This window comes from Occallatibacter sp. (assembly GCF_036502485.1).
Taxonomy (GTDB): Bacteria; Acidobacteriota; Terriglobia; order Terriglobales; family Acidobacteriaceae; genus Telmatobacter.
The window spans coordinates 14,041-28,471 of record NZ_DASXYM010000112.1 but is presented as its reverse complement, the minus strand read 5'-3'; the positions used below and the strand labels follow the sequence as shown (position 1 = coordinate 28,471).

Below are 14,431 nucleotides of genomic sequence, written 5' to 3'. Positions count from 1 at the left end.
TAAGAAGGCCGGATCGGCTGTGGCGAATCGATTTTGGGCCGTGTGGGGAAAGGGCGATCGAAGCGGGATTCCCGCAACACAAACGTTTTAGCAGCGCCCGCGTATTATACTGCGGAACGAGGTTGGGCCCTGCTTCGTAGTGGCTTCTATCTACCTTTCTGTGAAAGTTGAATTGGTATGTCCACCCCATTGGTTCCGTTTTTTCGTCGTTCTTTTTCTGTCCGGGCTTCCATTGTTTTGCTTCTGTCGATCGGCTTGGTTTTTGGGATTGTGATGGTTCCTGCGCATCGGGCTCCGGCGCAGACACCCGCAACCGAGCCGGCGCAGCCGGTACTGCGCGGCCGCGTGCACAACGCAGCGGGGGCTCCCATTGCCGGGGCCAAGGTAAGACTCAGCGCCGAAGGCAAATCGTTGAGCGCGATGAGTGCGGAAGATGGCGGATTTCGAATTGAGCCGGTTGCTCCCGGCCACTACCAGCTGACGGTTGAGGCCAACGGCAAATCCAGCGACTACGGCCAGATGGTCGATATTCGGCCGGGCATTCCCGCGTTCAGTATCGAGCTGTCGGATCGCGGGGAAATTTCGATTGCGGTCATTAAAGATCGCACGGCAGCGGCCACGGGCGGGCAGGAGCTTTCGAGCCAGGCGGTGAGCGAACTGCCTCTGAACAAGCGGGATTTCAGCCAGTTGCTGCTGCTGGCGGCGGGGACCATGACGGACGCCAATGGCGCCACCAATTTCACGGCGCAGTTCGCCATTAACGGGCAGCGGGGTGTGGAAGCGACTTTTGCGATGGACGGCGCCGATATCAGCGATCCCGAGATGGGCGGGTCAACCTTCTCCAACTTCAACGTGGATGCGGTGGAGGCGATCAATTCCAGTTCGGGGTGGATGCCTGCCGAAGTGGGACGCGGCGCGGCGGGGTTCACCAACATCATTACGCGCAGCGGGGCCAGCGGCTTTCATGGGTCGTTTTTCGAATTTGTGCGCAACTCCGCGTTTGACGCGCGCAACTACTTCGACCATCCCACGCCTGCGTATCCGGGGCGCATTCCGCCGTTCCGCCGCAACGAGTTTGGATTCACCAACGGCGGCCCGATCTATCTTCCCCACATTTACGACGGCCGCAACCACAGCTTTTACTTTGTGCAGTATCAGGGGTTCCGGCAGGTGCTGGGGACGACCCAGGTGATGCCTGTGCCGACGGAAGCGGAGCGCAGCGGCATCGACACGGTTTCGTATCCGGATGGGTCAAAGGACATTCTCAACGTGCCGATCGACCCGGCCATTGCGTCGGTTCTGGCGCGCTATCCCAAGCCGAACGATCCGACCGGATCCTACGGACTTCGCACTTACGCCACGGCCTCGAAGGTGGATACCAACGCCAACCAGTTTTCGATTCGCTTGGATCACAAGTTCTCTGACAAGGACCAGTTTTTTGCGCGGTTCAACTACAACAATCTGACGGGGCCGACGACCAACCCCGATCAGACTGCCATCGATCCGAGTTTTGCGGTTGAGTATATCGATCGCCAGCGCAACGTGGCGGGTATCTGGACGCACTCGCCGAATGCGCGGCTCACCTTCGAGTCGCTTATCGGCATCACCCGTTCTACCCCAGGATTTCCGACGCCCAATTTTGTGGATCCGGCGATCAAGTTTGGCGATGGGCTGTATGAAGCGTTCAACTCCGCGGGCGGATCGGTGATGCAGGCGTACGGCAATCTTTTTCAAGGACGGGAAACGGTGTCGTATCTCCGCGGTCGCCATGCCTGGAAGGCCGGGTTTGAAGCGCGCCTGAACCGCGACACGACTTACTTCGGAACTGCTCCCAATGGCGAATATGATTTTGGCGGGGGAACGGCGTACGCACGCGCCTTCATCCCTTCGGCGAGCGGCAACCATGATGTGCATCCGGGGGACGCTCTGCCCGACACATTGTCGGGGTTCCTGTCCGGGAGCGCGTTTATCTACACGGTGGCCATAGCTCCGCCGTATTTCTCGAGCGGAGAGCACACCGGGCCGGCGGCTATCAATCGCGAGAACTACAGCGCGTACCTGCAGGACACGTGGAAGGTTTCCAGCCGCTTTACGCTGGACTACGGCCTGCGCTGGGACCTTTACACGCCGATCACCGAGCGCGCGCGCCGCACCTCGGCTTTGCGCATGATCGACGGCAAGCAGCAGTTCGTGGTGAATCCTCAGCCCGGCTACTCTACCAACTGGCGCGCCTTCGAACCGCGCATCCAGGCTACGGTGCAGGCGCCATGGAACGTGATGGTCCATGCCGGCGGGAGCATCATGGCTATTCCGCCGAACATCTGGCAGGACAATTTTCTGACCGGATCGACTCCTTACGTTGCCTATCCGCGGTCAGTGGCTACGGCAGGGACGCCCATTCCTTACGGCTACAAGATCACGCCCGACCAACTGCCGCAGGCCTACACGACCAGCGGCGAAAACATGTTTCCCAACGGGGCAGCAGGGCGGGTAGCTCCCAACACCATCATGGATATTGATCGCTACGAGAAAGACCTCGCGGCGGTGACGGCGGGTCACGTGGTCAGCGCGCTCAACCTGAGCGGCATCGACGTCAAGTTCGGCAACGCAACCCTTTACACATGGACGCTTGGGCTGGAGCGCAAATTCGGCAACATGGTGGCCGATGCAGCGTATGTGGGAACAGCCGCCGAGAAGCTTCCGCGCTACAGCTTCCCCAACGCCTATCCGGGTGCCTATCCGGGGTTCGCCCCGCACACGGAGTTTGACGCTGAGGGCAACGTGACTGGCGGATTCGGCGTGGAGAACGTCATCGTGGCGGACGCGCATTCCAATTATCACGCGCTGCAGACCTCGCTTTCGGGCAATCTCGGACACGCAGGGCCCGGCATCCAGGCCAGCTACACGTGGGGCAAATCCATCGACAACACCAGCTTTGTTCTGGGCGGGGTGGGCGGCACCGGAGCGGTGGCGTCAGGCTTATCGCAGGATCCTTATGACACCCATCCTGAGAAGGGGCCGTCCAGCTTCGACGCCACTCATTCCTTCTCGGTCAGCGCGGCGCAAGACCTGCGCCTGGAGCACATCGACGCACTGAGCGCTATTAGTCGCAAGGTCACTTATGGGTGGGAGGTGCTGGGGATCTCGAGCATCAGCTCCGGCGCGCCGTTTACGGTGTTCTCCGGGATTCAGCAGACAGGGTATGGGGCCAATGGGGTGGACCGGCCGGACCAGATTGCGAAGCCGGATCTTTCCACTGGCCGGAAAAATCGCGCCGACTATTTCGGGCACGGCGTCAGGAACGACACGGATTTCTTCTCGATTCCCATTTTTGTGGATGGCGGGACTGGCCCGAACCAGGGCCGCTTCGGGACATTGGGCCGCAACACCTTCCGCGGACCGGCGTTCTACAACTTCGATCTGGCGGTGATCAAGGACACGCCCTTCGGCCGGCGCAAATCCGGTGCGGAGCGCATGGATCTGCAGTTCCGCTCGGAGTTTTTCAACATCTTCAACATCGTTACGATGGGTCTGCCGGCGAACATCCTGACGGGATCGGGCTTTGGCATGATCAGCAAGACGGCGGGCAACTCGCGGCAGATTCAGTTTTCGCTGAAGCTGATTTATTGACGGAGATTGTCAGGCCGGCACAGAGCGCGGATGGGTGTGGCGGGGGTCAGGGGCGCGGGATGTCGAACTCTGGATTGAGCAGCGGCTTCAGGCTGTCCCATGACATGGTGAAGGGCTCCGGGGTGCAGGCGTAGCAGGCCACGGCGTACTGCTGGAAGACGATGGTGATGCCGCGGGCGTCGATGGTCCAGTTCTGGGGCTCTTGGACGATTTTGTGGAGGGTGGCCGCGATCATGCCGGGGCCGCTCAGGCTCTGATAGTCACCGCCGGCATCCTGGTCTAGAACCGAGTGAAGGTACTTGTCAGTGCGGTCATAGAGGATCTGCGGCCAGCCTGATCCGGTGTGAAAGACGTCCTCAGCATGGAGGGGACGCCTCTGCGGAAGCATCCAGTGGAACTGCGACCGATCGGTGTTGGGATGGGCTGCGCCGTGGCTGTACCACTCGTTGGTGATGGTGGCGGAAACGAGCCGGGGCGTGACGAGGCGGAGGGCGGTCTGGAGATCGGTGTCCATGCCGCCGGCCCATTCCGGTTTCCATTTGCGGTCGGGTTCGCCCTTGCCCTGGGAGGCCGCTTTGCGGGCGGCATCTTCGATGGCTGCGTTCCAGGCCTGCCACTCGGGGGCTGGGGATAGAGCCCGCGGCCAGGACGCATCGAAGGTGCTCACGGCGCTGACGCCGCGCTGCTTGTCCTGGTTGTCGAGGGGTGGAGAATCGGGCACCGTGAACGAGACCGAAAGCATGACGAACTGCACGCCTCCCTCGGAAAAGAGGGTGTGCTCGAGTGCTTTGGTGCGGGCGTCCATGGCCGCGGCAAGGCAGGATTCGATCGCGGTGTTCGGGTTGCCGGGGAGGCAATTGAGGCGGATGCGGCGAAGCCACGCGCGCTGGGCCTGGTGTATCTGATCGCGGAATGCCGCGGGGGCACCGGCGAGAGTGGTTTTGTAGGCGGCGGCAAGGTGGTCGTCGGCTTTGCTCAGCTCGGGCGAGGCGCAGATCGCCTTCTCCTGCGGGGTGGTGGCTTTGGCGCAGTCGAAGCTGGTGGCATGGGCGGCGGCGCAGGCGCAGAGCAGGACGGTGGCGAGAAATTTTGCCATAGTTCGCCGGAGGGCTGATCCAGCATAACCCAGCCGATGCGTTCTCTAGTGACCCTTGTATTCCTGGTAGAGGTCGGGGAACTGCTTCTTGAGGGCGCTGATTTTGGGCTTGTCGCAGACCAGGATATAGGGGTTGGCGGGGTTTTTGAGGGCGTAGTCCTGGTGGTAGTCCTCGGCGTCATAGAAGCCTTTGAGGGGAGTGACCACGGTGACGATTTTGCGGGGAAATACTTTGGCGGCATCGAGCTGGGCGAGGTAGGCCTGGCTGATGCGGCTCTGCTCGGCGGTGGTGGTGAAGATGGCGGAGCGGTAGGAGTTTCCCACGTCGGGCCCCTGGCGGTTGAGCTGGGTGGGGTCATGGGCCACGCTGAAGAAGATTTGCAGGAGCTGGCCGTAGGTGATCTGCGCGGGATCGTAGACCACCTTGACGCTTTCGGCATGGCCAGTAGTTTCAGAGCTCACATCGCCGTAGTTGGCGGTTTGCGGCGTGCCGCCCGCGTAGCCGGCGCTGGTGGTTACCACTCCTTTGACTCGCTCGAAGACGCCCTGGACGCCCCAGAAGCAGCCGCCGGCGAAGACGGCGGTTTCGCGGCCGGAGGCGTGGGCGCGGGGCTCGTCCGTTGCGGGGGCGGGCACGGGCGAGCTGACGGCGGGGCGGGCCTGTATCCAGGCATGCCCGAATAGCAGGGCTAGAAAAAGGATGGTGCCCGCGGTGAGAGCGCGATACATGAGAGATCCCTCCAACTAGCAGAACGAAACGACGCAGGAGTTGGATGTGTTTGGGAAGAGAAAGTTACTGCTTGATCAGGGGGACTGAATTAAGGCCCTTGTTACAAAGCCTGTAGATTGAGAAGGTAGCCTTGGATCTCCAGTGGCTCACGCCCGGACTGGGATGCTGGGAGAGGTCGTCGGGAGGTTGGACCGTAATCCGCATGTCGCCGTAGCCGGGTTTGCTCCAGAACGCGAAGTGGCTGGCGGGGAGGACACCCGTTCCGTTTCGCAACTCAGTGGACCGTACTCCAACGTTCTTCACAGGCGGAGGGAGGCCGCCGGTTTAGAATGCTTTGCGAACCCTCGCGCAAGCTCTCGGGAACCGCTGTGCCAGACCGTGCGTATAGCCCACATATGCAGTGCGTTGGCACATTACGGTGGAGCGATGTGGGGCTGGGTTCGTGGAACCCGGGCAGGCCGGCGCGTCAGGCTGCTGTTCGGGCGGTCGCTCCAAGCGGCTCCCGGAGCTCAGACCGGCAGGCCCGTGCCGCCGAATCGGTGGCCGCTGCAGTCCGGGGGAACGGCGAAGCAGAGCGCGGTAAACCAGCACGCGAGCTGACACCGAGCAAGCCGGGAACGCGACCCATGGGAGAAGGAGCCCGCAGGATGGACGGGGAAGTGAGACCGTTGGAGATCGACTGGTCCGTGACCGTCCGCCGCTGCATGGACGGTGATTCCACCGCGTGGGCGGCACTTGTCCGTGCGCATCATAAACGTGTATATGGACTTTGTTACCGTTTTACGGGTTCGCCGACGGATGCAGAAGATCTGACGCAGGATGTGTTTCTAAAGATCTATTCCAATCTCGCCAGCTTTGACACGGGGCGGGGCAGTCTGCAGGTTTGGATCACGACGATGACGCGTAACCTGCTGGTGGACAATTTCCGTCGAACCAAGAATCAGCGGGTGACAAGTTCTCTGGATGACGGGTGGGACCAGACCGAGGAACTGCGGCCGGTAGACCGGCTGGTGGGCCGGGAGCCCTCGCCGCATGAGATGGCGGCGCGCAAGGAGCTGGGGAAGATGGTTCAGGAGGCCCTATCCCACGTTTCGGTAGAGCTGCGGGAGGCCGTGATATTAAGGGATTTACAAGACATGGACTACAAGGAAATCGCCCAGGTGCTCCAGATCCCCGAGGGGACCGTGAAGTCGCGCATCAGCCGCGGCCGCGCGGAACTGGCGCGCCTCCTGGAACGTACTAAACGGGAGGTGATGTAAATGCCCGAGCGTACAAACATTCCGACTTCCCCCGCCTGCGGTCAGTGGGAGACGCTTTTGGCGGATGCGCTCGACGGCATGCTCAGGCCGGAGGACGAGGCGACATTCTCGAACCATATGGCGTCGTGCGCAGCGTGCACGTCTTTGTTTGAGGAATCGCGCCGCGGGCAGGAGTGGCTGGATTTTTTATCCGTTGAGCCTGAGGTGCCGGCGGGGCTGCTGGACAGGATTCTGGCGCAGACCGGGCCGGGGCAAAGCGGGGAGCTGAGCTTTGCGGGCGCCGAGGGCGAGACGGCGGCGGTGGAGACGGCGGGCATTCCGCTGCGCAGGCCGGTGGTGCCGGCATGGCAGAAGCCGGGCTTCATGGGTTACATCCGGCGCTTTGCCGAGCCTCGGCTGATGATGACGGCGGCCATGGCGTTTTTCTCAATCGCGCTGACGCTGAACATGACGGGCGTGCGCATCACCAAGCTGCGGCTGGCGGACCTGAAGCCGAGCACGATTCGTTCTTATATGCAGCGGCAGATCACGGTGGCTTACACGCCGATTGTCCGCTACTACGATCATCTTCGCCTGGTGTATGAGGTGCAGTCGCGGGTACGCGAGATGCGCCGCAACAACGAGTCAGAGAACGAGCAGCCCAAGACTTCGCAGCCTTCAGGCGAGTCGAAACAGAACCCTCACAAAGACGGTGGATCCAAAGTGAATCCGCCGCAGCAGTCGGTGACACCGGCGCTCAATGACGTTGATTTGCTGGAGACATCGCTATCACTTCACGATCGGCCCGCGCATTCCGTAGCACCCCGGGGACAGAGACATGTCACTGAGGGCGCCACAGCCGGCTCCGCGAAGGAAGTAAGAAGGAGCAGTGTATGGACTGCGTAAATCATAGCGGTGTTTCCGCCTCGGCTTTTTGCCAGAACTGCGGCAGAGCCCTTTGCTCCAACTGTGTGCGCCACGGCAGTGGCGGACAGGTGTTGTGTGAGCCGTGCAGTCTGGCCTGGCAGGCGGTGCCCAATCCGTTTGTTGCGCCAGTGGCCACCGGCGTGCCGAACCCTGCAGCAGCCGCCGTGCTGGGGCTCATCCCCGGCGTGGGCGCGATGTACAACGGGCAGTTTTTCAAGGGATTTATTCATGTGGTGATCTTCGCGGTGCTGATCAGCATCACGGATCACTTTCCGATCTTCGGCTTATTTATCGGTGCCTGGGTGCTCTACCAGTCGTTCGAGGCATATCACACGGCGAGGGCGCGCCGCGACGGCGAGCCTTTGCCCGATCCGCTAGGCCTGAACGAGGTAGGCAACTGGCTCAATCTCGGGACGCGGCCGCAGTATCCGCCGGCAGGTGGAGTGCCGCCGGTGAATCCGATGGCGGGTGCGCAGGGGCCGATGGGGGCGCCGGGGCCAATGGGCATGCCGGGAACAGGGGGCGGGCCGGGGAGCACGTATCAGGCTCCTTATGGTTCGGCTACTCCTGGCCAGGCTCCGTATACGCAGCCGCCCTACACGGGAGCGGCGGGATGGCAGCCGCCGTATACCGGCGGTCAGGCACCATATCAACCATATGAGCCACCTCCGATTCCGCCCATTCCACCGGTTCCGCCGATGCACTGGAAGCGCAGGGAGCCGATTGGCGCCATCGTACTGATCGGCCTGGGCCTCTTGTTCCTGCTGGGACAGCTGGACATCTTCAACGGCCGCCTCTGGCAGTTCACCTGGCCACTGATGTTGATCGCGCTGGGTGTGTGGCTGGTGATCCGACGCGCAGGTCATGGTCAAATGCCCTCGCAGCCGCCGAATGACAGCAACAAGACGAATGGCTCCGGAGGTGCGCTATGAACCGATACATTTTGATTCGCCGTCTCACGGGACCGGCCGTTCTACTGCTGATCGGGGTGTTGGCGCTGCTGCACCAGGCGGGCATCATCGAAGGCTGGTGGCGCCTGTTCTGGCCGCTGCTGCTGATCCTGATTGGGGTGCTGAAGCTGGCGGAGCGCGCGGCGCTGGCCAGCGAACCGATGCCGCCGGCCCCGGGCGTTCCCGGAGCGGGATACCCGCCCTATCAAGGTGGGTACCCCGGTGGGTATCAGGGCTATCCGTATCAGGGCTCGTATACCGGTGCGCCGCAGCAGCAGCAGGCGCCGGCCGCGAGTGAAACCTCCATCGTTCCCTCTAACCGGAACGACATTGAGCGCAACGGGGGTGGGCTATGAGCAGCGTTCCTCCGAATTCTCCTGGCGGGGTTCCGCCCTACGATCCGCAGACGCAGTGGCGGGTTTACCGAGAGCAGCAGCGGGCCGCGTGGCGGTCGCAGCGCGACGCTTGGAAGGCACAGCGATATGCATGGAAGGCCGGCGTGGGCGGGGCTTATGCTCCGCGGGTTCCCTCGGTAATTGGGCCGCTGATCCTGGTCGCGATCGGCATCATCGCCCTGCTGATGTATTCGGGGCGTCTTGATGCCGCCGACTTCTGGGCGTGGTATGGACGCTGGTGGCCACTGGCCCTGATTCTTGCCGGCCTCGCGATGCTGGGGGAGTGGTTTATCGACCTGCGCGCCAAGGCGCCGGTTCACCGGGGCGGCAACTATGTGGGCCTGCTGGTGCTGCTGGCGATCGTCGGCATCGGCTCCTCGTGGACCCATGCCAACTGGAACTGGATGCATGCCGGGTTCGGCGATCATGACGATTTCTTCAACACACTGGGGCGACCGCAGCACGATCGCGACCAGGAGGTGTTGAACACGGAGGTCCCGGTGGGGTCCGTGATCGACATCGAAAACCCGCGCGGTGATGTGAGCATTACGGCGGGCGATACCCGCAGCGTACAGATCAACGCCCATCAGATCGCCTATGCCAACTCGGACGGCGAGGCGCAGAAGATCTTCGAAGCGGAAGCGGCGCACGTGACGGTGAGCGGCAAGACGGTACTGGTGAAGTCGGCCGGACACAATAACGGGCGCGTGAACCTGACGGTTGTGGTGCCGCTTTCAGGCCTGGTGACGGTGAATGCGAGTCGCGGCGACGTGACGGCGGCGGGCCTGGGCAGCGGCGCCACGATCAGCGCCGGACATGGCGATGTGCGGCTCAGCGCGATCAAGGGGTCAGTGCAGGTGCACTTCTCCAACGATCGCGGGGACTTCTCCGCGCACCAGATTGACGGAGACGTGAATGCCGATGGGCGCTGCAACGATCTAACCCTGTCAGAAGTGAAGGGCAAGGTCATGGTCAACGGCGACATCTTTGGTGAAGCGCACATGGAGAATCTGAAGGGGCCGGTGCATCTGCACACATCGGTTACCGATCTCCAGTTTGGCGAGCTGCCGGGCGATCTGACCCTGAACGATGACGACCTGCGCATCACCGAAGCCAAGGGGCCGGTGCGGGTAGAGACGCACTCCAAAAACGTCGATCTGACGCAGATATACGGCGACACCTATGTGTCGGATCGCGACGGCAACGTAAGCATTTCGCCGGCCGGACCGTTCTCAGTTGAGGCGAAGATCAAGAGCGGCCACGGCGACATGGAAATCACGCTTCCGCCTAATGCGTCGGCTACCATCAACGGCAGCACGCGCAACGGCGACATCCTTTCCGACTACGATCTGAACGTGAGCGGTGAAGAGAGCAAGACCGTGAGCGGGAAGATTGGCGGCGGGAACGGCAAGATTGTGGTGAGTACGGATGTGGGCGATGTGCGGCTGAAGAAGGGGTCGGGATTCCCGGCGACGCCCCCACCGCCGGCAACGGCAGAGACCTCGGGCGCACCGGCTCCACCGAGCGCACCGCATCTGAAGGCGCCGAAGACGCCTCCGCCGGCACCGGTAACGCAGTAGAAGTGGTTGAAAACGGGCCGGCCGCTCTGAAGAGAGCGGCCGGCCCGTTTTCATTTGGGGCACGAATGAATTCGTACCTTTGCATCACCGCCCGCTTGAGGGAACCTGCGCTTTGCCGGTTCCCTCGACTTTGCTGCTGGACTTATGCTGCGGAGTGTTCGCGGGTGTGCCTGGGCATCCTGGAGACGTTTGATACGTAGAAATCGACGATAAGCGGCAGGTGGTCCGAGGCCCAGAGGGCCATCTTTGAGCGCCACAGCCGCGAGGACTGCACGTGCAGTGGTTCGTCGTAGTAGCAGTGGTCGAGGCTGACCAGCGGCAGCATGCCGGGGAAGGTCCGCGGATACCGTCCGACATGGCGCGGGCGAAAGGTTTTGAAACTGGACTGCAGCAGGCGGGTGGTAATGCCTCGGGTCCACTCGTTGAAGTCGCCCAGGACGAGGCGCGGTCCGACCAAGTCCGGCTGCTCCAATACTTCAGGATTGAGCAGCTTGCGGGCCTGGTAGCGGCGCTCCATGTGTCCGGTACCCAGGTGGACGTTGAAGACGTGGACCACCGCCCCGCGCGCTATCTCGATTTCCGTCTGCAACACGCCGCGGGGCTCGCGCCGCTCGCGCGAAAGGTCGTGGTTCTTCCACGACACGATGGGAAATCGGCTCAGGGTCATGTTGCCGTAGGTTCCTCCCTGGAACGGCCGGTTGGCTCCGAAGGCTACGTGGAAGTCTGGGAAGGTTTCGGCGATGGCGTGAGCCTGGTTCCACTGCGGCGGGCCGGTGGGCACGTTCGCCACTTCCTGCAGACAGAGGATGTCGGCGTCCAGTTCCTTGAGCACGTTGAGGATGCGCTCGGGCACAATGCGGAAGTCGAAGCCACGGCACTTGTGGAGGTTATAGGTTGCGATGCGGAAGTTCGGGGATGTGGTCATCATTGCTGCCGCTCGAAAACCCAGCCTATCAGTTCTGTTGCCCGTTCCGTGACCGGGCGATGACGCCAGTCTTGCAATGAGACACGCTGGGACTGGCGCAGGTCGGCTTCCATGTCCTCTTCGAGGCGCCTGGCGAGCGCGGCGCCGCGAACGGCCAAGTTTACCTCATCATTAATTCCGAAAGAACGGTTATCGAAGTTTGTGGATCCCACGACAGCCCAGCGGCCGTCGACGCAGAGGATCTTGGCATGGATCATGGACGGCTGATACTCGTAGACCTCCGCGCCGGCTTTGAGCAGCTTGCCGTATCCGCCGCGGCTGGTGGAGCGGGTGAGGAGGTGGTCGCTTTTGCGGCCGGGGACGAGGATGCGCAGGCGCACTCCGCGTTCGATGGCATTGCAGAGTTCGCGCATCAGGCTTTTGTCGGGTAGGAAATAGGGTGTGGTGATGGAGATCGTCTCTCGTGCCGAGGCCAGCAGCAGCTGAAACAGGACCCGAGCGCGTGTGGAACCGCCGGGGCTTGGGGTGCTGTTGATGATCAAGGCGGTGGTTGGATCCGGGCACTCAATGCGAGGAAAGTAAGCCTCGCCCACCAGAAGTTCGCCAGATGCGGTCATCCAGTTCTCGGCGAAGGTGGCCATCAGGTTGGGCACGGCCTCGCCTTCCACGCGCACGAGGGTGTCGCGCCAGCGCGGGTCTTTGGGGCTGCCTTTAAACCACTGGTCGGCGATGCCCGCGCCCCCGATGAAGCCGATTTTGCCATCGACGACGAGCAACTCGCGGTGGGTTCGGTTGTCGATGCCCAGCATGCGGTACCACTTCAGCTTGTTGTAGCGGACGACCTTGCCGCCGGCATCCAGCAGGGGACGCAGGAAAGATCTCCTGGCCGAGATGCTGCCGAAGGCATCCACGGTCAGGTGTACGCGCACGCCGGCGCGGGCCCGCTCTGCCAGGGCCTCCACATAGCGGCGCCCGATGTCGCTCTTGTGGAAGATGTAGGCTTCAAGGCAGATGCTGCGCTGTGCCTGAGCTATTGCCTTGAGCGCCGCGGGATAGAAATGGTCACCGTTGGTGAAGACCTCAATGCGGCCGGTGTGGTTCACCTTGGCGTCGACCAGGGATTCCAGCATTTCGAGGAAGTCGCCGGAATCGTTTGCGGGAATCTCTTCAGAGGCGTTGATGCGATAGTCGGGGAGCGGACCGATGATGCCGCCAAGAAGGTGGACAGCCATCAACACGAAGGCGATGCCGCTCAGCACCACCCAGGGAGCAGGAAGGGAAACTGCCAGCAAAATCAGCATGGCCGTCCTCCGCGTGCTCTATTTTGGTGTACCGCCACACAGCGCCGTTCCATCGTTTTTCTCCCCGCCACGACGCGATTAGATGCGGGCTGTTGGGGTGACGGCGGTTTCCAGATTGGGGTGACACAATGCGGTTGCGGCGCGGGGTGGCCGGTGGTACTGTGAACCCGTACCTCGGCAGCCCGGGCACCTGCGGCGCGGCAAACTGCCCTCCGGCGTTCCCGGGAGGGTAACCGCGCGGGATGGCGGTCCGGCTCTACCTGCGATGCTCCGCTCTTGAGGGTTCGCGTATGGAGGCGTATTGGGAGCACACCGGGAAAGGTGTGCCGGCGCCTTGCTGAGGTAGCCCGCCTCTCCCACGCGTTCACATTTCAACACCTGAAGGAGAAGAGCTATGGGTCATCCTGCGCATCATCACAAGATCAACTACATTGAGTTCTCTGCCAGCGACGTAGGCAAGGCGAAGGAGTTTTACAGCAGCGTGTTCGCATGGAAGTTTCAGGTCTGGGGCGCGGAGTACATCAGCTTCGATCACGACAGTGCGGGGATCGATGGAGGTTTTCGGCTGGCGAACGATGGGGAGCAAGCCGGAGGCTGCACGCCGCTGGTGGTGCTCTATTCAGCCGATCTGCTGGCCACGCAGGATGCGATTGTGGCTGCGGGCGGGAGCATCGTGGTGCCCACGTTCGAGTTTCCGGGCGGGCGGCGGTTCCATTTTTCGGATGGCGTGGGGAATGTGCTGGCGGTGTGGTCGGAGTAGTAGGTCAGGTGGTCAGGTGATCGGGTGGTTGGGGTTGGGTGGTTGGATTGCGAGTCAATCCGCGATCACCTGCTACCTGAATCCTTTTCACCTGATCATTTGACCACCTGATCACCTCTCCGCGATCACTGAATGGGCGGAGGCGGCAGGGCCTTGCGTACGGCGAGTTCTTCGCGAACCAGGGTGAGTCCCAGAATGCAGCGCTCGAACCAGTCGCTGAGGCGGGAGAAGAGCGGCGCCTCCTGCTCATATTCGAAGAGATTGAACTGGCTCACGATGAAATAGCTCTCTTTGCCGGCGCGCACCAGTTCTTCAAGGGAGGGATGGCCGCGCCGGTGGCGCCGCCAGGGCTCCACTGCTTCGGGATACATGCCGGCCACGAACAGGGCGTAGTCGCCGATGTGCTTGCGGATCAGCCGCTCGGCATCGAAGGAGGGCGCGCTTCCGTTCACCGGGTCGGCTGCGAGGATCATCTCCGCTAGCTCGTTGATGGGGCGGCCAGTTTCGTCGCGCACCTTGTAGAGCTTGTCAGAGTGGGAGAACTCGCAGAGCAGGTGAGCCACATAGCCGGTCACATTGGGATCGTTCAGGCCCAGCTTGCCCTGGTAGCTGTTGCGCACGGCCTGGTGAAAAAACTGTTCGAGCGGGTGTGTTTGCGGCTGCATGGTGACCTCCGGTGCGGTCTGATTCGCACTCTTTTTGCGCGCACTCGCGACCTGTTAGCAGGCCGTGGTCGGGTTCGCCGATGCGCGCAGCCGGAGGACTCCAGCCACTGCCTTTGGGGCTCAGGGACGAAGATACGTTGACCTTCGCCTCATGCCCCAGTTAATTAGGTTTGACAGCGAGATTACCGCAAATGTTGCGCAGGTCGAGCACGAGGCCGAACCTTTTCTGGCACT

General features: G+C 62.1%; 13 protein-coding genes. 7 read left to right on the top strand and 6 right to left on the bottom strand.

The features are described from left to right. Positions 1-273 precede the first annotated feature (273 nt). The gene (locus tag VGL22_RS14960; protein WP_465267739.1) at positions 274-3,630 is read left to right on the top strand and encodes a TonB-dependent receptor; all 3,357 of its coding nucleotides are present in this window, start codon (positions 274-276) and stop codon (positions 3,628-3,630) included. A 46-nt stretch (positions 3,631-3,676) separates the two neighbouring features. Here VGL22_RS14960 and VGL22_RS14955 read toward each other — a convergent pair whose 3' ends face one another. The 3 genes from VGL22_RS14955 to VGL22_RS14945 all read right to left on the bottom strand — a co-directional run bounded on the left by VGL22_RS14955 (position 3,677) and on the right by VGL22_RS14945 (position 5,729). Further along, the gene (locus tag VGL22_RS14955; RefSeq protein ID WP_465267738.1) at positions 3,677-4,726 is read right to left on the bottom strand and encodes a lysozyme inhibitor LprI family protein; all 1,050 of its coding nucleotides are present in this window, start codon (positions 4,724-4,726) and stop codon (positions 3,677-3,679) included. 45 nt (positions 4,727-4,771) lie between these two features. Continuing rightward, entirely contained in the window at positions 4,772-5,455 is a 684-nt protein-coding gene (gene msrA, locus VGL22_RS14950) for a peptide-methionine (S)-S-oxide reductase MsrA (RefSeq protein WP_465267737.1), read from the bottom strand. Positions 5,456-5,519: 64 nt separating this feature from the next. Next, entirely contained in the window at positions 5,520-5,729 is a 210-nt protein-coding gene (locus VGL22_RS14945; RefSeq protein ID WP_465267736.1) for a hypothetical protein, read from the bottom strand. 386 nt (positions 5,730-6,115) lie between these two features. Here VGL22_RS14945 and VGL22_RS14940 point away from each other — a divergent pair, with 386 nt between their 5' ends. The 5 genes from VGL22_RS14940 (at position 6,116) to VGL22_RS14920 (ending at position 10,546) form a co-directional block, all read left to right on the top strand. Continuing rightward, positions 6,116-6,715 (top strand): RNA polymerase sigma factor, encoded by a 600-nt coding sequence (locus VGL22_RS14940; RefSeq protein WP_465267735.1) that lies wholly within the window; start codon positions 6,116-6,118, stop codon positions 6,713-6,715. Continuing rightward, positions 6,716-7,600: an anti-sigma factor family protein gene (locus VGL22_RS14935; protein WP_465267734.1), complete on the top strand. Its 885-nt coding sequence runs from the start codon at positions 6,716-6,718 to the stop codon at positions 7,598-7,600. Between the two features lie 92 nt (positions 7,601-7,692). Further along, entirely contained in the window at positions 7,693-8,553 is an 861-nt protein-coding gene (locus tag VGL22_RS14930) for a LiaF transmembrane domain-containing protein (protein WP_465267733.1), read from the top strand. Beyond that, entirely contained in the window at positions 8,550-8,927 is a 378-nt protein-coding gene (locus tag VGL22_RS14925; RefSeq protein ID WP_465267732.1) for a LiaI-LiaF-like domain-containing protein, read from the top strand. The genes VGL22_RS14930 and VGL22_RS14925 overlap by 4 nt, the downstream gene beginning before the upstream one ends. Beyond that, positions 8,924-10,546 carry a DUF4097 family beta strand repeat-containing protein gene (locus VGL22_RS14920; RefSeq protein WP_465267731.1) on the top strand — a complete coding sequence of 541 codons (1,623 nt, stop codon included), beginning with the start codon at positions 8,924-8,926 and terminating at the stop codon, positions 10,544-10,546. Before VGL22_RS14925 ends, VGL22_RS14920 begins: the two co-directional genes overlap by 4 nt. Positions 10,547-10,688: 142 nt before the next feature. Here the strand turns inward: VGL22_RS14920 and VGL22_RS14915 are convergent, their stop codons facing one another. Next, a complete protein-coding gene (locus VGL22_RS14915) occupies positions 10,689-11,474 on the bottom strand; it encodes an endonuclease/exonuclease/phosphatase family protein (protein ID WP_465267730.1) in 786 nt (261 codons plus the stop codon). Further along, positions 11,471-12,772 (bottom strand): phospholipase D-like domain-containing protein, encoded by a 1,302-nt coding sequence (locus VGL22_RS14910; RefSeq protein WP_465267729.1) that lies wholly within the window; start codon positions 12,770-12,772, stop codon positions 11,471-11,473. Before VGL22_RS14910 ends, VGL22_RS14915 begins: the two co-directional genes overlap by 4 nt. Positions 12,773-13,166: 394 nt before the next feature. Here VGL22_RS14910 and VGL22_RS14905 point away from each other — a divergent pair, with 394 nt between their 5' ends. Then, the gene (locus VGL22_RS14905) at positions 13,167-13,532 is read left to right on the top strand and encodes a VOC family protein (protein WP_465267728.1); all 366 of its coding nucleotides are present in this window, start codon (positions 13,167-13,169) and stop codon (positions 13,530-13,532) included. A 125-nt stretch (positions 13,533-13,657) separates the two neighbouring features. Here VGL22_RS14905 and VGL22_RS14900 read toward each other — a convergent pair whose 3' ends face one another. Then, entirely contained in the window at positions 13,658-14,197 is a 540-nt protein-coding gene (locus tag VGL22_RS14900) for a hypothetical protein (RefSeq protein ID WP_465267727.1), read from the bottom strand. Between the last annotated feature and the right edge of the window lie 234 nt (positions 14,198-14,431).